18 protein-coding genes are annotated in these 17297 nt (G+C 48.1%); 12 read left to right on the forward strand and 6 right to left on the reverse strand.

What is annotated here, in order from left to right; all coding sequences use genetic code 11:
• Nucleotides 1-3: 3 nt before the first annotated feature.
• From holA to RCH83_RS08265, 12 genes are all read left to right on the forward strand, one after another.
• Nucleotides 4-1050, forward strand: a complete 1047-nt coding sequence (gene holA / locus RCH83_RS08210) for a DNA polymerase III subunit delta (RefSeq protein ID WP_306520857.1) — start codon at nucleotides 4-6, stop codon at nucleotides 1048-1050.
• A gap of 1 nt (nucleotide 1051) precedes the next feature.
• On the forward strand, nucleotides 1052-1693 hold the full coding sequence (gene nadD / locus RCH83_RS08215) for a nicotinate-nucleotide adenylyltransferase (protein WP_306520859.1): 642 nt from the start codon (nucleotides 1052-1054) through the stop codon (nucleotides 1691-1693).
• Nucleotides 1694-1753: 60 nt separating this feature from the next.
• Entirely contained in the window at nucleotides 1754-2074 is a 321-nt protein-coding gene (rsfS, locus tag RCH83_RS08220) for a ribosome silencing factor (RefSeq protein ID WP_260657333.1), read from the forward strand.
• Nucleotides 2075-2078: 4 nt separating this feature from the next.
• Nucleotides 2079-2549 (forward strand): 23S rRNA (pseudouridine(1915)-N(3))-methyltransferase RlmH, encoded by a 471-nt coding sequence (rlmH, locus tag RCH83_RS08225; RefSeq protein ID WP_306520861.1) that lies wholly within the window; start codon nucleotides 2079-2081, stop codon nucleotides 2547-2549.
• Nucleotides 2550-2551: 2 nt separating this feature from the next.
• On the forward strand, nucleotides 2552-4783 hold the full coding sequence (gene mrdA / locus RCH83_RS08230; RefSeq protein WP_306520863.1) for a penicillin-binding protein 2: 2232 nt from the start codon (nucleotides 2552-2554) through the stop codon (nucleotides 4781-4783).
• Nucleotides 4776-5882 carry a rod shape-determining protein RodA gene (rodA, locus tag RCH83_RS08235; RefSeq protein ID WP_306520865.1) on the forward strand — a complete coding sequence of 369 codons (1107 nt, stop codon included), beginning with the start codon at nucleotides 4776-4778 and terminating at the stop codon, nucleotides 5880-5882. Before mrdA ends, rodA begins: the two co-directional genes overlap by 8 nt.
• Nucleotides 5882-6901 carry a septal ring lytic transglycosylase RlpA family protein gene (locus RCH83_RS08240; protein WP_306520867.1) on the forward strand — a complete coding sequence of 340 codons (1020 nt, stop codon included), beginning with the start codon at nucleotides 5882-5884 and terminating at the stop codon, nucleotides 6899-6901. The genes rodA and RCH83_RS08240 overlap by 1 nt, the downstream gene beginning before the upstream one ends.
• 150 nt (nucleotides 6902-7051) lie before the next feature.
• The gene (locus RCH83_RS08245) at nucleotides 7052-8137 is read left to right on the forward strand and encodes a D-alanyl-D-alanine carboxypeptidase family protein (protein WP_306520869.1); all 1086 of its coding nucleotides are present in this window, start codon (nucleotides 7052-7054) and stop codon (nucleotides 8135-8137) included.
• Nucleotides 8138-8267: 130 nt separating this feature from the next.
• Nucleotides 8268-8549 (forward strand): DUF493 family protein YbeD, encoded by a 282-nt coding sequence (gene ybeD, locus RCH83_RS08250; protein WP_306520871.1) that lies wholly within the window; start codon nucleotides 8268-8270, stop codon nucleotides 8547-8549.
• A gap of 71 nt (nucleotides 8550-8620) precedes the next feature.
• Nucleotides 8621-9274: a lipoyl(octanoyl) transferase LipB gene (gene lipB / locus RCH83_RS08255; RefSeq protein ID WP_373689760.1), complete on the forward strand. Its 654-nt coding sequence runs from the start codon at nucleotides 8621-8623 to the stop codon at nucleotides 9272-9274.
• A 1-nt stretch (nucleotide 9275) separates the two neighbouring features.
• The gene (gene lipA / locus RCH83_RS08260; RefSeq protein WP_306520910.1) at nucleotides 9276-10241 is read left to right on the forward strand and encodes a lipoyl synthase; all 966 of its coding nucleotides are present in this window, start codon (nucleotides 9276-9278) and stop codon (nucleotides 10239-10241) included.
• Between the two features lie 83 nt (nucleotides 10242-10324).
• Nucleotides 10325-10678 (forward strand): PilZ domain-containing protein, encoded by a 354-nt coding sequence (locus RCH83_RS08265; protein WP_306520873.1) that lies wholly within the window; start codon nucleotides 10325-10327, stop codon nucleotides 10676-10678.
• A gap of 209 nt (nucleotides 10679-10887) precedes the next feature.
• On the opposite strand, the gene RCH83_RS08270 is transcribed toward RCH83_RS08265, so the two are convergent.
• From RCH83_RS08270 to rbfA, 6 genes are all read right to left on the reverse strand, one after another.
• On the reverse strand, nucleotides 10888-11985 hold the full coding sequence (locus RCH83_RS08270) for a hypothetical protein (protein WP_306520875.1): 1098 nt from the start codon (nucleotides 11983-11985) through the stop codon (nucleotides 10888-10890).
• 127 nt (nucleotides 11986-12112) lie between these two features.
• A complete protein-coding gene (nlpI, locus tag RCH83_RS08275) occupies nucleotides 12113-13072 on the reverse strand; it encodes a lipoprotein NlpI (RefSeq protein WP_306520877.1) in 960 nt (319 codons plus the stop codon).
• Nucleotides 13053-15182 carry a polyribonucleotide nucleotidyltransferase gene (pnp, locus tag RCH83_RS08280; protein WP_306520879.1) on the reverse strand — a complete coding sequence of 710 codons (2130 nt, stop codon included), beginning with the start codon at nucleotides 15180-15182 and terminating at the stop codon, nucleotides 13053-13055. Before pnp ends, nlpI begins: the two co-directional genes overlap by 20 nt.
• Nucleotides 15183-15489: 307 nt before the next feature.
• A complete protein-coding gene (gene rpsO, locus RCH83_RS08285; RefSeq protein WP_306520881.1) occupies nucleotides 15490-15759 on the reverse strand; it encodes a 30S ribosomal protein S15 in 270 nt (89 codons plus the stop codon).
• A 109-nt stretch (nucleotides 15760-15868) separates the two neighbouring features.
• On the reverse strand, nucleotides 15869-16807 hold the full coding sequence (truB, locus tag RCH83_RS08290; RefSeq protein ID WP_306520883.1) for a tRNA pseudouridine(55) synthase TruB: 939 nt from the start codon (nucleotides 16805-16807) through the stop codon (nucleotides 15869-15871).
• A gap of 4 nt (nucleotides 16808-16811) precedes the next feature.
• On the reverse strand, nucleotides 16812-17240 hold the full coding sequence (rbfA, locus tag RCH83_RS08295; protein WP_306520885.1) for a 30S ribosome-binding factor RbfA: 429 nt from the start codon (nucleotides 17238-17240) through the stop codon (nucleotides 16812-16814).
• Nucleotides 17241-17297 lie beyond the last annotated feature (57 nt).

Genomic DNA, 17297 nt, shown 5'->3' on the forward strand with positions numbered 1-17297 from the left:
GCCATGCTGAAATTATTCAGCAACCAGCTACCGGCTCAGCTGAAAAAAGGCCTGGCACCGGTTTATCTGGTGTTTGGTGAAGAACCTTTGCAAAAAATGGAAGCGCTGGATGATATTCGCAGCGCCGCCAAAGCAGCAGGTTTTGACGACAGACAAAGTTTTATCAATGAAGCCCAGTTTGACTGGGCCGATTTTTTTAATGAAATAAACAGCATGTCGCTGTTTACTCCACGTCAGCTGCTGGAGCTGGATTTAGGCACAGCCAAACTCACGCCGGCAGCCCAGGATCAGCTAAAAAAACTGCCTGCCCTGCTCCATGCTGATTTAATTCTGGTGTTGCATGGCGCCAAAACCGCCACCGAATTTGCCAAACAAAGCTGGTTTAAAGCACTGGCAGAGATTGGTGTGCAGGTGCAGTTTTATGCACTGGACGATTACCAGTTTATGCGCTGGCTCAAAGAGCGCGCTGCCGCCCTTGGTGTCAAACTGCAAACCGACGCTTTGCAACTGCTACAACATCATGCTGCCGGTAACTTATTGGCTGCCAAACAAGAGCTGGAAAAACTGGCATTAACCCAACATGGTCAATGGCTGGACGCTGCTTTTTTGCAACAATATCTGGCCGACCAATCGCACTTTAGTGTGTTTCAGCTGATAGATGCTGTATTGGCTGGTCAGGGTGAAGAAGCATTACACCGGCTGGACCGTTTACTGGCGCAAGACAACGAACCTGTGATGATAGGCTGGCAATTACAAAAAGAAGCCATGTTATTGCTGCAGTTAAAAACGCTGGAACAACAAGGGGTGCCACCACAAGATTATTTTAAAAAATTCAGTATCTGGCCTAAACGCCAGTCTTTGTATCAACAGGCGTTGCTGCGCCTTTCCAATAACTGGCTGCAACATCTGCTGCAGGAACTGGCCTGTTTTGACCGTGGTTTAAAATCCGGCCGCCTGCCCCACCCCGAAGTAGCGCTGGCTCATCTGGTCACTTTGTTTATAAACCCAGTGCCGAAATTATTTTCGCTACAACAGCAGCTGGCCGATTAACATGGCGCTGCTTGGTTTTTACGGTGGCACTTTCGACCCTATTCATCAGGGGCATTTGCAGCTGGCGCTTTATGTGCAGCAGCATTGCCAACTGCAAGAACTGCAGTTATTGCCTTGCCATTTACCACCACACCGCGCTCACCCAGGTGTCAGTAGTCAGCACAGGGCAAAGATGGTTGAACTTGCCATCAGCCCTTATCCACAACTGAAACTCAATACTTTGGAACTTCAGAAAAACAGCGCTTCTTATACTGTGGAAACGCTGGAGCTACTGCATCAACAGTATCCTGATGACTTTTTATGTTTTGTCATTGGTATGGATTCACTTTGTGCTTTTCAAAGCTGGTTTCGTTATCAGCATATTCTGACTTTGTGTCATTTATTGGTCTGTCAACGCCCCGGTTATCAGTTAAATGCAGCAGCTCAGACGTTATTAAAAAGCCATGGCGCCGCTGATATTTCTGAACTAAAGCAACAAACTGCAGGCAAAATTCTGCTGCTGGATAACCCCTTGTTTGATATTTCTGCCAGCCAAATCCGCGCCGGTTTTAGCAGTCAAACCCCACAAGATAATCCGGACCCTTCGCTACAAATTCCAGAAGTACTGGCTTATATCCACCAGCATCAGCTGTATCAGGTATAACTGGCCGGAAAAAGCTGTTAAAATGCCGCGTTTATAGCGCACAGCAATGGGGTATACCAAGTGCAGACTCAGGAATTAATCGCTTTTGTTGTTGATAAAATTGACGACATGAAAGCCAAAGATATTGTTCAGCTCGACGTCAAAGGCAAATCAACCGAAACCGAATGTATGGTGGTGTGTTCAGGCACCTCAAACCGGCACACCCGCTCAGTGGCTGCTTACCTTATCCAGGAAGCCAAAAAAGCCGGTTTACATATTCTGGGTGTTGAAGGTGAAAAAAGTGGTGACTGGGTACTGGTTGATTTAGGCGAAGTGGTTGTTCACGTGATGCTTGATGAAAGCCGTGGTTTTTACCAGCTGGAAAAACTCTGGGCCGCTTAAATTCATGAAGTTAATGCTGATTGCAGTTGGGCAAAAAATGCCAGCCTGGGTCACCACCGCCTATGAAGAATATGCCCGCCGTTTCCCACGGGATTTACCGCTGGAGCTGGTTGAAATTCCGGCCGGTAAACGTGGCAAAAATGCCGATATCAAACGTATTCTGGAGCTTGAAGGTGAAAAAATGCTGGCTGCTGTGCCCAAAGGCAGCCGCATTATTACCCTTGAAGTAGAAGGCGGTAACTGGAGCAGCCCACAGCTTGCTCAAAAGCTGGAACAATGGCAAATGGATGGCCGGGATGTCTGTTTATTGGTTGGCGGACCCGAAGGTTTAGCGCCTGCCTGTATTGCCGCCAGTGAAGCCAAATGGTCTTTGTCTGCTTTAACCATGCCGCACCCGCTGGTGCGGGTGGTCTTGGCAGAAAGCCTGTACCGTGCCTGGAGTATCAGCACTAACCATCCTTATCATCGCGAGTAGTCATGCGCAAACGCCGTATTGCCATTGCAGACCATGTTGCAGAAGCCCTGCTGTTTAACCGGCGGGTGCTGTTTGCTTTTGTGGTGGTGGTGTTGTTGTTTGGGGTGCTGCTGCTGAATTTATACCAGTTGCAGGTGGTGAAATACGACGAGTACTCCACCCGTGCTGATGGCAACCGCATCAAGCTGGTCCCGCTATCCCCGAACAGAGGCATGATCTTCGACCGTAACGGCGTGTTACTGGCAGAAAACAGTCCTGTGCATTCATTAGAGCTGATTCCGGAGCAAGTTGAGGATTTACCGACCACAGTTGCTGAACTTGCCAAACTTATCTCTATTGACGAAGAGCGACAACAAGCCTTTTATAAAGAAGTAAAACAACAACGTCGTTTTAAAAGTATTGCGCTGAAAGAGCATCTGAGTGAAAAAGAAGTCGCCATTCTGGCCGTGCATCTGCACCAGTTCAGCGGTGTGACACTCGAAGCCCGCCTCACCCGCAATTATCCTTATGGTGACTTGTTTACCCATGCTCTTGGTTATATCGGCAAAATTAACGAAAAAGAATACAAACAACTGGAAGAAAACCAACAAAGTGCCAACTATGCCGCTAGCCGCGATATCGGCAAAGTCGGCCTGGAAAAGTTCTACGAAACCCAGCTACATGGCACTGTTGGTTATCAGGAAGTGGAAGTGAACAGCCGTGGCAGGGTGATTCGCACCTTGCGTGAACAACCTGCCATCTCAGGGGATGATTTATATTTGTCGCTGGATTTAGGTTTACAACTCAAAGCTCAGGAAGCTTTGGGTGAAAACCGGGGTTCAGTGGTGATGCTGGACCCAAGAGATGGTGCTGTGCTGGCTTTTTACAGCAACCCCAGCTACAACCCCAATTTATTTGTGCACGGTATCAGCGGCAAAAACTACCGCATGTTATTAAATTCGCCGGACAGACCGCTGGTGAACCGTATTACCCAGGGTTTATTCCCACCTGCCTCCACTATTAAACCTTTGTTAGGTGTAGCAGGCCTTGAAAATGGCACTGTGACTGAACAAACCAGAGTGCCAGACCCTGGTTTTTACCGTTTACCTAAGGTTAGCCGCCCCTGGCGTGATCATTTAAAGTGGGGCCATGGTTATGTTGATATTTACACCGGCATCATTAAAAGTTGTGACACCTATTTTTACGACCTGGCTTATAAACTGGGTATCGACAAAATTGCTGACTTTATGACTAAAGCCGGTTTTGGCCGGCCTAGTGGCATTGACGTGCATGAAGAAAACCAAGGCAATATGCCAACGCGCGAATGGAAAAAAATCAAACACAAACAAAACTGGGGCCCTGGCGACACCATTAATATCGGCATAGGTCAGGGCTATTGGCAGGCAACACCACTGCAAATGGCGCTCACCACTGCCACTTTAATTAATACCGGCGCCCGCATTACACCGAGGCTTGCGCGTAATTTTCATAATCAGCAACAAGACCAGAATTTATTAATACCGCTGGAGCAGACCATCGAAGTGGTCAACCCCAACAATTGGGCTATTTCGCGTGAAGCGATGCGCCGCACTGCCCAGCAGGAAGGCGGCACTGCAAGAGGCGCCTTTTTAGGCGCCAGCTACAACCCGGCTGGAAAAACCGGCACCCAGCAGGTTATTAACATGGCTGCCGGACGGGAATATAATGCCAAAGCTATTAATGAACGTCATCGCGACAACGCCATGTTTATTGGTTATGCCCCGCATGACAAACCGGAAGTTGTGGTGGCTGTTGTGGTCGAAAACGCCGGCGGTGGTGGCAGTAATGCCGCTCCTGTTGCCCGGCAAATGATGGACCATTATTTTACGCCTCAAGCAGACAAACCCGCTTTACCAACGCTGGCCGAAGTGGCGTTGATGCAGGAACAAAGGGCAGCCCGGATGTTAGAACGGGAACAAGGTTATGCCGCCGAAAAAGCCGCTGAAGCGCAGCGTAAACTAAAACAACAGCAGGGCCAAACAACACCTGCAACACCACAGGCGCCAGCCCCATCATCGTTGCCGGCAACTCCGGCAGTGGATCAACAGGTGCAAAACGAGCAGAATGCAGCACAAAACCGGAGTGCTCAAACCTCTGGTACAGCAGTAACGCAAAACAACAATGCAGTTGCGGTATCACCAACAACACAGCAACAAAAGCCGGCTGCCGAGTCTGCACCCCAGGCACAATCAGAGGAAAACAGCATCGATGAATGAGCAGGAACACCAGTCCCGCCTGATGCGCTGGCATGTTGACGGCCCGCTGCTGGCGGCTTTATTACTGCTGATAGTGGTTGGGTTATTTACCTTGTACAGTGCCGATGGCCATGATTTAGCCAAAGTTGAAGGCCAGGCGCTGAAGGTTGCTTTTGCCATGGGCATTATGTTGGTTCTGGCGCAAATTAACCCACAAAGTTACCGGCGCTGGTCTTTCCCTCTGTATGTTTGTGGTTTGTTTTTTTTATTAATTGTTGAGTTTTTTGGTTATACCGCCAAAGGTTCTACCCGCTGGATAGATTTAGGTTTTACCAAGTTTCAGCCCTCAGAAATGATGAAACTGGCAGTGCCTATGGCCGTTGCCTGGTATATGGCAAAACATGCCATGCCACCGCGCCATCGTGATGTATTTGTCGGTTTTTTAATTTGTGCAGCATCCACCTTATTAATTGCCAAACAACCTGACCTTGGCACCTCCATCTTAATTGCCATGTCCGGTGTGTTTGTGTTGTTTTTAAGTGGCATGAGCTGGCGCATTATCGGATTGGTCGGCGCTTTATTGGCGGCCTTCTTACCAATTTTGTGGCACTTTTTAATGTACGACTATCAAAAACGCCGGGTGTTAACCTTATTTGATCCTGAGCGTGACCCTTTAGGCGCGGGTTATCAGACCATTCAATCGATGATTGCTATCGGCTCTGGCGGTTTTGAGGGCAAAGGCTGGATGCAGGGCACTCAGTCACAACTGGAGTTTTTGCCTGAACGTCATACCGATTTTATTTTTGCTGTTTTTGCTGAAGAAATGGGCCTGATGGGCGTTTGTGGTTTGTTATTGTTGTACCTATTTATTATTGGCCGTGGCCTGGTCATTGCAAGCCGTGCCCAGGATAACTACAGCCGTTTTCTGGCAGGCAGCATTACCCTGACATTTTTTGTGTATGTTTTTGTTAACATCGGCATGGTATCTGGTATCCTGCCGGTCGTTGGTGTTCCGCTGCCGCTGGTCAGTTTTGGCGGAACTTCTTTCGTGACTTTGCTGGCCGGTTTTGGCATTCTGATGTCGGTCAGCACCCACAAACGGATGTTAGCGAAACAATAATGAAAACTTTTTCCCGTTTTTTGCGGCCTGTGCGCCAGAATTTGTTGTTGTGTTCTTTGTCTGCATTATTGCTTGCAGCCTGCTCCAGTGCTCCGGAACGCTCCGCTTCAGGCCAAACAACTGCAGGTGGTTATCCGGATCCAAATGCCGGCCGTTATTCCCAATCCAAAGACAGCATTCCACTTAGGTTGCCGACTGCAGAAGAAATGGTTGACCCCGAGCCTTTGGTAGAACCCTTAAGCCGCGGTGGTAACAAAGCCTACAATATTTATGGTGTGGATTATTATCCAAAAACCACCATCACCGAACATAGCGAAACCGGCACTGCCTCCTGGTATGGCAGTAAATTTCATGGTCATTTAACCTCAAACGGCGAAACCTACGATGTGTTTTCGATGACAGCGGCGCATAAAACTCTGCCGTTGCCTTCTTATGTGCGGGTCACCAACCTCGATAATTACCGCAGCGCCATAGTGCGGGTGAACGACCGAGGCCCATTCCATGATGGCCGTGTGATAGATTTATCTTATTCAGCGGCTTATAAACTGGGCATTTTCCAAACTGGTACCGGCCGGGTCAAAGTAGAACTGGTGGCCTCCCCTGGCATGGAAAATCAAAACAGTTTTGCCACACCAATAGCACAAGAGCCGATGATCCCTTATGAACCTGTGACGCCTGTTGATCGCAGTTCGTCGCAAAATACCGTCGATAAACCTGTACGGTTTGAAGAAACAAGGCCTGTTGCCAACAACAATATGGTTAGCACAGCTCAGGCGGCTGGCCAACATGGCTGTTTTATTCAGTTGATTGCCAGCAGTGACCCGGCAAAAGTGCAACGGCTTGGGAACGAATTACAACAACAATGGTCTGTACCCACAACCATTGAAAATGCCAACGGCATTTACAAGTTACTGGCGGGCCCGTTACAGGGTTCAGCTCAGGCAGCCGACTGGCTGGACAAGTTGCGTGCCGGCGCTTACCCGGACGCTTATGTCACTAATAAAAAATTATGTGGTTAACCTTTTAAGATTTGTTAACCGTGCAGTTGCAGTTCACTAATAAGAAAGAGCCTTATGAATCACCGCCTTAAAAACCAATATCGTCGAATTTTTTTAGCCACCAGTTTTAGCTGCCTTAGTTTTTTTGCTCAAAGCCAGACAGCTGCCGATATGCAGTTGACGCCACAGGCACCTGAAGTGAATGCCAAAGGTTATATTCTGATTGATTACCACACCGGCAAAGTGCTGGCTGAAGGCAATGCAGACGAATTATTAGCACCTGCCAGCCTGACCAAAATGATGACCAGTTATGTGGTTGGTACTGAGATTAAAAACGGCAATATTAAGCCTTCTGATCAGGTGACCATCAGCGAAAACGCCTGGGCCAAACAATACAGCGATTCGTCAAAAATGTTTATCGAAGTGGGCGCTACTATTTCGGTGGAAGAGCTGAACCGCGGCATTATTATTCAATCCGGTAACGACGCTTGTGTGGCTTTAGCTGAACACATTGCCGGCACCGAAGGCGCTTTTGCCGAGCTGATGAACGCCCATGCCAAACGTTTGGGCATGGACAGCACCACTTATGTCAACAGCCATGGTTTACCGGCAGAACAACAACGCACCACGGCACGCGATATGGCCAAACTTTCGGTTGCACTTATTCGTGATGTGCCGGAAGAATATAAAATTTATTCTGAAAAAGAATATGTGTTTAACGGCATCAAACAATACAACCGCAACGGTTTATTGTGGGATAAAAGCCTGAATGTCGACGGTATTAAAACCGGTCACACTTCAGAAGCCGGTTATAGCCTGATTACCTCAGCCACCAAAGATGGCATGCGGTTAATTTCTGTGGTGATGGGCACTGAAAGCGCCAAAATCCGCGAAGCAGAAAACAAAAAATTACTGACTTATGGTTTTCGTTTTTTCGAAACTTTTTCACCTTACAAAGCAGGTGAAGTTTTTGCTGAACAACGTGTTTGGCAAGGTGACAAAGAAAATATCAGTTTAGGTGTAATGAGCGAAACCCCTATTACACTGCAACGTGGTCAGCGTAAACACCTGAAAGCCGACTTTAAACTGTCACAGCAATTGGTAGCTCCTATCGCCAAAGGTCAGGTGGTCGGTACTGTTTACCTGAAACTGAATGATGCTGACATTGCTGAGTTCCCGCTGGTGGCGCTGGAAGATATTGCCGAAGGTGGTATTTTCGGCCGTCTGGTCGATTACGTCAAAATGCAGTTACAGTAACAACCAGCTTTACCACTAAAAGATGTTGAAGAAGTCCCGGCACAGTCCGGGACTTTTTGTTAGAATAGCCGCCACTTTGTGCACCCGCACAACCCAGTCAACAGTATCCAATGTGGTAAGTGAGGATCCGATGGCCGTTGAAGTAAAAGACACCAGATTTGATGAATTTCTTGAATTCCCCTGCGCTTTTAACTTTAAAGTTGTGGGTGTGGCCCATGATGATTTAGTGCCTGCGGTGATTGCCACTTTGCAGCGCCATGCAGAAGCCAACGACTATTCGCCCAGCATTAAACCCAGCAGCAAAGGCACTTATCATTCAGTGACAGTGGTCGTGACTGTCACCAGCAAAGCCCATATTGAGCTGCTTTACACAGAACTGGGTAAACTCGAACTGGTCCGTTATGTTATGTAACTTAAGCGCCGGGCTCGATTTTTCAGCCCTGCCCGTTATAATGCAGCCATTTTTTAAGCAGGAGCCGCGTAGTGCCTGTTGCTGATGCGCTTATCATACGTGACTTAGGTTTGGTCGATTACACCGACACCTGGCAGCGTATGCAACAATTTACCGATGAACGTGGTGACGACACGCCCGATGAAATCTGGTTGCTGGAACACCCGCCGGTTTTTACCCAGGGTCAGGCCGGTAAAGCTGAACATCTGCTGATGCCGGGTGATATTCCTGTGGTACAGGTAGACCGCGGCGGTCAGGTGACCTATCACGGCCCGGGCCAGCTGGTGGCTTATGTACTGCTGAATATTAAAAGACGCAATATTGGTGTCAGAGCACTGGTCACGCTGATTGAACAGGTGATAGTGCAAACACTGGCGCAAAGTGACGTAAAAGCTTATGCCAAAAGTGATGCGCCTGGTGTGTATGTCAATGAGCAAAAAGTGGCGTCTTTAGGTTTAAGAGTGCGTAAAGGTTGCACTTTTCATGGCCTTGCACTCAATGTTGATATGGATTTATCGCCTTTTGGCCGCATTAACCCTTGTGGTTATGCCGGCATGAAAATGGTGCAAAGTAAAGATTTAGGCGGCCCTCTGACCATGGCAGCGGCCAAAGCACAAATCAGTTCTCAGTTTGTCAGCCAGCTGGCAGTGACCGAGCTTATAACAAAGACAGGGTTTTATGACTAATATGCCAAAAACAGCCCGGATGGAGCCTGGCGTCAAGCTGCGTGATGCCGACAAAATGGCGCTTATTCCGGTGAAAGTGTTGCCCACAGAACCAGCCGAAATGTTACGCAAACCAGAATGGCTGAAAATCAAACTGCCAAAGAGCTCAGAGCGTATCGACGAAATTAAAGGCGCTTTGCGTAAACACGGTTTGCATTCAGTTTGTGAAGAAGCGTCCTGCCCTAACCTGACTGAATGTTTTAACCACGGCACCGCAACTTTTATGATTTTGGGTGCAATTTGTACCCGCCGTTGCCCGTTTTGTGATGTGGCGCACGGCCGCCCATTGCCACCCAGCGCTGAAGAGCCGGAAAAACTGGCGTTAACCATTAAAGATATGAAGCTGAAATATGTGGTGATCACTTCCGTTGACCGCGACGATCTGCGTGACGGTGGTGCTCAGCACTTCGCCGACTGTATCACTGCTATCCGCCGCGAAACACCAGCTATTAAAATTGAAGTTCTGGTACCGGATTTTCGTGGTCGTATGGATGCAGCGCTGGATATTCTGACGCAAACGCCACCCGATGTGTTTAACCACAATCTGGAAACAGCGCCACGTTTATACAAACTGGCGCGGCCTGGTGCAGACTACAAATGGTCACTGGAATTGCTGCGTCGTTATAAAGAAGCGCATCCACAAGTGTCGACGAAGTCAGGCCTGATGGTTGGTTTAGGTGAAACCACTGAAGAGATTATTGAAGTGATGCGCGACTTGCGGGCTCACAACGTGGATATGCTGACTGTTGGCCAGTATTTACAACCAAGCAAACACCATTTACCGGTAAAACGTTATATGTCACCGGCGGAGTTTGATGAAATCAAACGTGTTGGCTACGAGCTTGGTTTTAAACACGTCGCTTCAGGCCCCTTCGTGCGCTCCAGTTACCACGCCGACCGTCAGGCGGCTGGTGAAGATATCAGCTGATATACACTTTAAACAGGCTGCAATTGCAGCCTGTTTTTTTAATAAAAAAACGCTATGCTGTAATAACTTACGCAGGAGTCGATATGGATCACAGACGTTTTAGCCGTATTCTTTTCAGCAGCAACGCTAAGTTAATTTGCGCTGGCAGAGAATTTGCCACCGAAGTGCTGGATTTGTCATTACGTGGCGCTCTGGTGAAAAAACCAAACGACTGGGATCTGGCCGATGGCACTGAATTAATTTTACAATTTCAGCTGAATGATTCAGAACTGGTGCTGGAAATGGAAACCAAAGTTGCCCATAGCCATCAGGAGTCTTTGGGTCTGCGTTGTGAGCGTATTGATATAGAAAGTGCCAGCCATTTACGCCGTTTGCTTGAACTTAATATTGGTGATGCCGATTTATTAAGTCGTGAACTCAGCGAGTTGTCAAACTAAGTCCACGACTCTGCAAAGGCCAGCGGCGATGCAGCAATGTCCTCTCTGTTTTAAGCTCACCAACAGCTGAAAAAATCACTACCTCAGCATATAAAACCAGCTGCCAAAGCGACAAGTTCGGGCTTGTTGTGAATCGCCTGACAACCCTTTGTTTTTACCGTAGCGAAACAGCACAGAGCAGATAAGCATAACTGCGAGAGATTTAATGACTAGGGTGCTGCCGGGCTTAGATTGGTTTTATCGCTGTTTTGTAGTGCCTGTATTGCCGGGGGATAACCCAAAGCAGCGGCATGCTGCATCCAGTGCTGCCAGGCAGACCAGTCTTGTTGTTGCCTCGCAAGATAAGCAAAATAATAAGATGCAGGCATCAAAAGTTCAGGTTTTTGCAGCTGTTTGCGGATGAGTTGCAGATAAAGCGACGGCATCGGAAGCTCATAATGTTGCATATGAGTGTCGGTTGCGACCACTCTGTAAGCCTGCAGACCGGCATTATTGCAACTGGCTACCGGCGTTAACTGCAGTTCAGTGTTTTCCAGCTGCCAAAGCTGCTGATACCCTGCCAAATCGTCTTTACTAAACAACAGGTTTGGTGTGAGCCGGCCAGGCTGACACTCAGCTTTGGCAACCTGGGGCAATAAGGCATATTCATCCAGAAAACCAAAGGCATGGCTTAGCTCGTGCCGCAGCAGCGCCAGACTACTTTGCGCTGGCAGCTGCAACAGCCCATTGTTATAACTGGCCCCGCCCTTGCCGGCAAGCAGCAGCACCTGATGAAAATCAGCATCTTGAAGCTGTTGTTTTAATGCCGGTAAATGACACTGAATACGCTCTGTTTTTTGTTCAGAACAATTTAGTGCGGCGCTGTCAATAAACAGCGGCGGCAACAGACAAAATGGCAAAGACGAGAGTTGGCTGTCTTGTTGCCACTGCTGTAATAACAGTTGCCACTGCCTGGCACTGGTTAAATTGCTGAGCACTGGCTGCAACGACAACACACAAGATTTGGGTGAAAAATGGAGCTCAGAAAAAGGTTGCTGCAACTGGTGTTGCTGCGCTTTTGTTAATTGTTGCCACTGGCCAAGTTCAGCCCAATAAGGTGCAAGCTGGCTTTTACTGAATGGCTGCTTTGACAGCCAAAGTTGCAGCTCAGCTGTACTTGCGTCAGGTTGCAAACGTAACACCGCAGATATAGCTGAGGTTTCGCCCAACGCCACTGCTTGCTGATATAACGGCAAAGCCCGGCTAAATAAGCCCTGCTGCTCTGCTTTGATGGCCTGCTGCACTATGCGCTGCGAAGTCTGCTTCACAATACGCTGCGCAGCTGTTTGCTTATCTGTTTGCTTATCTGTTTGCTCAAATTGCTGCGGACTGCATGCCACCAGCAGCAATAAAAAAAAGCCAGCAAGCCGGCTTTTTTTACAGAATAAACCCAGATTAATGCACATGCTCAGCATCTTCAGCAGCGGCACCTTCAGCAACAACCTGATGGCGCAACCTGGCCATTTCAAGCCGTGCATAACGGTGCTCGACAAACTCGTACACATTAGTCGCCAGAGATTTTTTATAATACTCAATGGCTTGTGTAGGGTTTTGTTGCAATGCATGCCATTTAGCGAGATAAAAATACACTTCACACAGTTGTTCAGCCAGTTGTTTGGGTTCCAGCGCATTACTGCTGGCGATATTTAACAACTGTTGTTCGCTGATAGTGCCAAGGTAAAAAGCGGCAATCTGAGTTGCCCACTGTTTTTGATCCAGCTGTTTAAACTGCGCGGCAAGCGTTGTAGCGGCGGTTTCTTTTGACTGCTGCACCTGTGCCAGATACAACCACAAAGCGCGGTACGGATCTGAAGGCTGAATGTTCTGGAACTGTTTAAAGTCGCGCAGCGCCAGTTCAAACTTCTCATCATATTGCAATGCGATAGCACGGTTCAGATACACATACTGATAATCAGGATCCAGCTCGAGCGCTGAGTCAAAAGCTTCATAAGCCGAATCATAATCACCATTTAACGTATGATGAATACCGATAAAGTTATAAGCATCTGCCATATCAGGTTTAAGCCGCAGTGCACGCATAAAATCAAAACGGGCCAAAGCGGAAAGACCAACACTGTCATACATCACACCACGGTCGTAAAATAACCGGGCACGCTGTGGCTCAGTAAGGTCGGCCGATTGCAATATTTCGTTCAGACGGGCGATGGCAATTTCTGTACGGTAAGGAACCTGCATAGGCTCAGGGGTTAATGGCTGTTCAACCAATACACCAGCGGGTGCTGGTGCGGTGGTTACACAACCGGCAATGCCACTGCCAAGCAGCAGCGACAGCAGACCGGCGAGCGCCAGCCTGCTTTGCCTTAACGTTTTGAACTTAGTTTGTAGCTTCTGCATGAGCAGCTTCAGCAGATGATTTTTCACCCGCTTCTTTGATGCTCAGACGCACACGACCTTGTTTGTCAACTTCCAGTACTTTTACCTGTACTTTCTGGCCAACGGTCAGGTGATCAGCAACATTGCTGACGCGCTCGTCTGAGATTTGTGAAATGTGAACCAGACCATCTTTGCCTGGTAACACGTTTACAAAAGCACCAAAATCAACGATACGAACCACTTCACCTGAATACACTGCACCTACTTCAATTTCAGCGGTAATAGCTTCAATTTTAGCGATAGCAATGGCAGCAGCCTGAGAGTTGGTCGCGGCAATTTTAACCGTGCCGTCATCTTCAATTTCAATGGTTGTGCCTGATTCTTCAGTGATTTGACGGATCACAGCACCACCTTTACCAATCACATCACGGATTTTTTCCGGGTTGATTTTTAAGGTGTAAATACGAGGTGCGTGTTCAGACAGCTCTTCACGGTGCGTGCTGATCGCCTGGTCCATCACATTCAGAATGTGGATACGGGCAGCTTTGGCTTGTTTCAGCGCGATCTGCATGATTTCTTTAGTGATACCTTCAATTTTGATATCCATCTGCAGTGCAGTGATACCGGCAGTGGTACCAGCCACTTTAAAGTCCATATCACCTAAATGGTCTTCGTCACCCAGGATGTCTGACAGCACCACAAAGTCGTTGCCTTCTTTCACCAGACCCATAGCAATACCGGCAACAGAAGCTTTAATTGGCACACCGGCGTCCATCAGGGCTAATGAAGAACCACAAACTGAAGCCATTGAGCTTGAACCGTTTGATTCAGTGATTTCAGACACCATACGCACTGTGTAAGGGAAAGCGTCAAAGTCTGGCATCACAGCAGCAACACCACGTTTAGCTAAACGACCATGGCCAATTTCGCGACGTTTTGGTGAACCAACCATACCGGTTTCGCCCACTGAGAACGGAGGGAAGTTGTAGTGGAATAAGAAGTGGTCAGTTTTGTCTGACAGCAGGTCATCCACGGTTTGTGCATCACGGGCAGTACCTAAAGTACAGGTTACCAGCGCCTGAGTTTCACCACGGGTGAACAGCGCAGAGCCGTGCGTACGTGGCAACAGGCCAGTCATCACTGACAGAGCACGGATCATTTCGTTGTCGCGGCCATCAATACGTGGATCGCCTTTGATGATTCGGCTACGAACGATTTTTGATTCCAGATTATGGAAAATTTCGCCGGCTTCTGTTTCGTTAAAGCTTTCGCCTTCAGCCAGTTCAGCTTTGATTTGGGCAAATACTTCAGCTTTGATAGCACCAATACGCTCGTAACGTTTGGCTTTTTCAGTAATACGGTAAGCTTCGCCAACAGGGGCTGTGGATAAAGCTTCAATTTTGGCAATCAGAGGTTCGTTTTTCGCAGGTGCAACCCATTCCCAGGCTGGTTTGCCACCTTCGGCGGCAAATTCAGCAATGGCGTTGATGGCCGTTTGCATCTGGTCGTGGCCGTAAACAACAGCGCCTAACATCACTTCTTCTGACAATACACCGGCTTCAGATTCAACCATCAATACTGCATTGGCAGTACCGGCAACCACTAAATCTAACTTACTGGTTTTTAATTCTGTTTCTGATGGGTTTAATACGTATTGGCCGTCAATGTAACCAACACGGGCTGCGCCTAACGGGCCGCTGAACGGGATACCTGAAATGGCTAAAGCAGCTGAAGTACCTAACAGCGCAACGATATCAGGCTGAATTTCTGGTTGTACTGAAACAACAGTCGCAATCACCTGAACTTCGTTAGTGAAACCTTCAGGGAATAATGGACGGATTGGACGGTCAATCAGGCGTGACGTTAAAGTTTCGCCTTCTGAAGGACGGCCTTCACGTTTAAAAAAGCCACCAGGGATACGACCGGCAGCATACATTTTTTCCTGATAGTTCACTGTTAACGGGAAAAAATCCTGACCTGGTTTTGGTGCTCTTTTACCAACAACTGTCACTAAAACTGAGGTGTCGCCCATGCTGGCCAACACTGCACCGTCTGCCTGACGGGCAATAACGCCGGTTTCTAAAGTAACAGTGTGCTGGCCGAACTGGAATGATTTTACAATGGGATTCACGTGGTAATTTCCTTTCTGTGTACGCGTGGACTGGGGCCCTTCTGAGCCTTAAACGCGTTATATTTGGGGTCGATTTTTCGCCCGACAGTATAGCTTGTAAGCAGTCACAAAAGATAGCCACCAAAAGATGGGCGCAACAGAAAAATCAGTGCTTTGTTGTTTTCCCTAAGCCGTTTTCCAGCAGAAAACAACAAAAATAGCGACAGACTCAACAGCTGTGAGGTGCAGTGCTTTAAGTTGTGATTTTCAGGCAACAAAAAAGGAGCCGAAGCTCCTTTATTGTTCTTTACGAAATTTAAGTGGTCGATTAACGACGCAGACCTAAACGCTCGATCAGAGTTGCGTAACGAGTTGCATCTTTACGCTTTAAATAGTCCAGCAGTTTACGACGCTGAGAAACCATACGCAGCAGACCACGACGTGAGTGGAAGTCATGCTTGTGGTCAGCGAAGTGAGGTTGCAGCTTGCTGATAGAAGCAGTCAACAGAGCAACTTGTACTTCTGGTGAGCCAGTATCGTTAGCAACAACGCCGAAATCGGCCAGAATTTTTGCTTTTTCAGCGGTAGTTAGTGACATAAAATCCTCCAGGATCATTTAGGTACTGCTGTAGCCAGGCACTAATCCAGCATACAGCCCAAAAACAGCGCGCATTCTAGCACGCCGGTTATTGATTACAACCGATATTTCAGGATGACTGAAACTGACTGGTGTTCAGCAGTCGGCGCACCAATAGCACACCTTCAGCCACAGCACCAATACCAATAAACTGACCTGCTTCGGTATAAAGTTTAATGGCATCCAGCACCGGCGCTTCTTGCAGAGTTTCAAGCTCTGCATCATTAAGCAACACTGTCTGACCATGCACCAACCGCTGATGTTGCTGCGGGTTTATCACCAGCTCAGCCAAACCAAGCAGCGCCTGGTCCATCGGCAGCAACAAAGCATCCAGCGCCTGCCAGTCTTGCTTGTCGTTGAGCGGCACTAAATCGGCTTCAACACGCATCTGGCTGGCGTCAAAAGGCCCGACATGAATACGCCGAAGCGCCGTGACATAAGCTCCAGAGCCCAGAGTTTCACCCAAGTCATCAATTAAAGTACGGATATAAGTGCCTTTGCTGCAATGCACCACAAAACGAGCATCCTGACCATCAAAACCAAGCAACTCAAAACGGAAAATGGTAATAGGCCTGGCTTCACGTGGCACTGTAATGCCCTGACGGGCATATTTATACAGCGGCTGGCCCTGATATTTCAGCGCCGAATACATAGTGGGCACCTGCAACTGCGGACCACGGGCTTTCGCAACAGCGGCTTCAAGCTCTGCCTGGCTAAATGCAATTGGCCTTTGGCTGATGACTTCACCGGCGGCGTCGCTGGTGTCGGTGCGCAGGCCAAAACGCGCTGTCACTTCATAGGTTTTATCGGTATCCAGCAAAAACTGACAAAACTTAGTGGCTTCACCAAAACAAATGGGCAATAAACCTGAGGCTAACGGATCTAAAGCACCGGTGTGACCAGCTTTTTCGGCCTGATATAACCAGCGGATCCGTTGCAAAATGCCGTTGCTGGACACTTCGAGTGGCTTATCCAGCAACAAAATGCCATTGACCTGACGACGTGCCATTGGCTTATTCTTCTTCGTCTGCGGCTTTTGCAGCAGGCGTGTCTAATTCCTGACCGGCATCCAGACGTTTTTTCTCGTCTGACTTACGCACTGTTTCTACCAGATTCGCCATCCGGATCCCTTCATCCAGCGACTTATCAAAGTAAAAACGAATGGTTGGCACAATACGGGCCTGAATACGTTTAGCAATTAAACTGCGGATAAAACCCGAAGCGTCATTTAAAATATTCAGGTTTTCCTGCACTTTTTCCGGTGCCAGACCTAAAAAAGTGACGTGAATTTTACAGTGTGACAAGTCGCGTGACACATCAACATCTGACACTGTGATCATGCTGTGCAGGCGCGGGTCTTTAATTTCGCGTTGCAAAATTACTGCAATTTCCTGCTGCATTTGTTGGGATAACCGGTCAACCCGGCTGAATTCTTTAGCCATAAAAATTTCCTGCTTCAATAGAAACAAACAGGGGCACCCGGCCCCTGCTTGATTATA

Origin of the sequence: Rheinheimera sp. (assembly GCF_030824435.1) — a bacterium.
Lineage (GTDB): Bacteria > Pseudomonadota > Gammaproteobacteria > Enterobacterales > Alteromonadaceae > Pararheinheimera.

Coding starts and splice junctions, on each gene's coding strand:
- holA (WP_306520857.1), top strand. CDS start 4: ATGCTGAAATTATTCAGCAACCAGCTACCGGCTCAGCTGAAAAAAGGC.
- nadD (WP_306520859.1), top strand. CDS start 1,052: ATGGCGCTGCTTGGTTTTTACGGTGGCACTTTCGACCCTATTCATCAG.
- rlmH (WP_306520861.1), top strand. CDS start 2,079: ATGAAGTTAATGCTGATTGCAGTTGGGCAAAAAATGCCAGCCTGGGTC.
- mrdA (WP_306520863.1), top strand. CDS start 2,552: ATGCGCAAACGCCGTATTGCCATTGCAGACCATGTTGCAGAAGCCCTG.
- rodA (WP_306520865.1), top strand. CDS start 4,776: ATGAATGAGCAGGAACACCAGTCCCGCCTGATGCGCTGGCATGTTGAC.
- RCH83_RS08240 (WP_306520867.1), top strand. CDS start 5,882: ATGAAAACTTTTTCCCGTTTTTTGCGGCCTGTGCGCCAGAATTTGTTG.
- RCH83_RS08245 (WP_306520869.1), top strand. CDS start 7,052: ATGCAGTTGACGCCACAGGCACCTGAAGTGAATGCCAAAGGTTATATT.
- ybeD (WP_306520871.1), top strand. CDS start 8,268: ATGGCCGTTGAAGTAAAAGACACCAGATTTGATGAATTTCTTGAATTC.
- lipA (WP_306520910.1), top strand. CDS start 9,276: ATGCCAAAAACAGCCCGGATGGAGCCTGGCGTCAAGCTGCGTGATGCC.
- RCH83_RS08265 (WP_306520873.1), top strand. CDS start 10,325: ATGGATCACAGACGTTTTAGCCGTATTCTTTTCAGCAGCAACGCTAAG.
- nlpI (WP_306520877.1), bottom strand. CDS start 13,072: ATGCAGAAGCTACAAACTAAGTTCAAAACGTTAAGGCAAAGCAGGCTG.
- rpsO (WP_306520881.1), bottom strand. CDS start 15,759: ATGTCACTAACTACCGCTGAAAAAGCAAAAATTCTGGCCGATTTCGGC.
- truB (WP_306520883.1), bottom strand. CDS start 16,807: ATGGCACGTCGTCAGGTCAATGGCATTTTGTTGCTGGATAAGCCACTC.
- rbfA (WP_306520885.1), bottom strand. CDS start 17,240: ATGGCTAAAGAATTCAGCCGGGTTGACCGGTTATCCCAACAAATGCAG.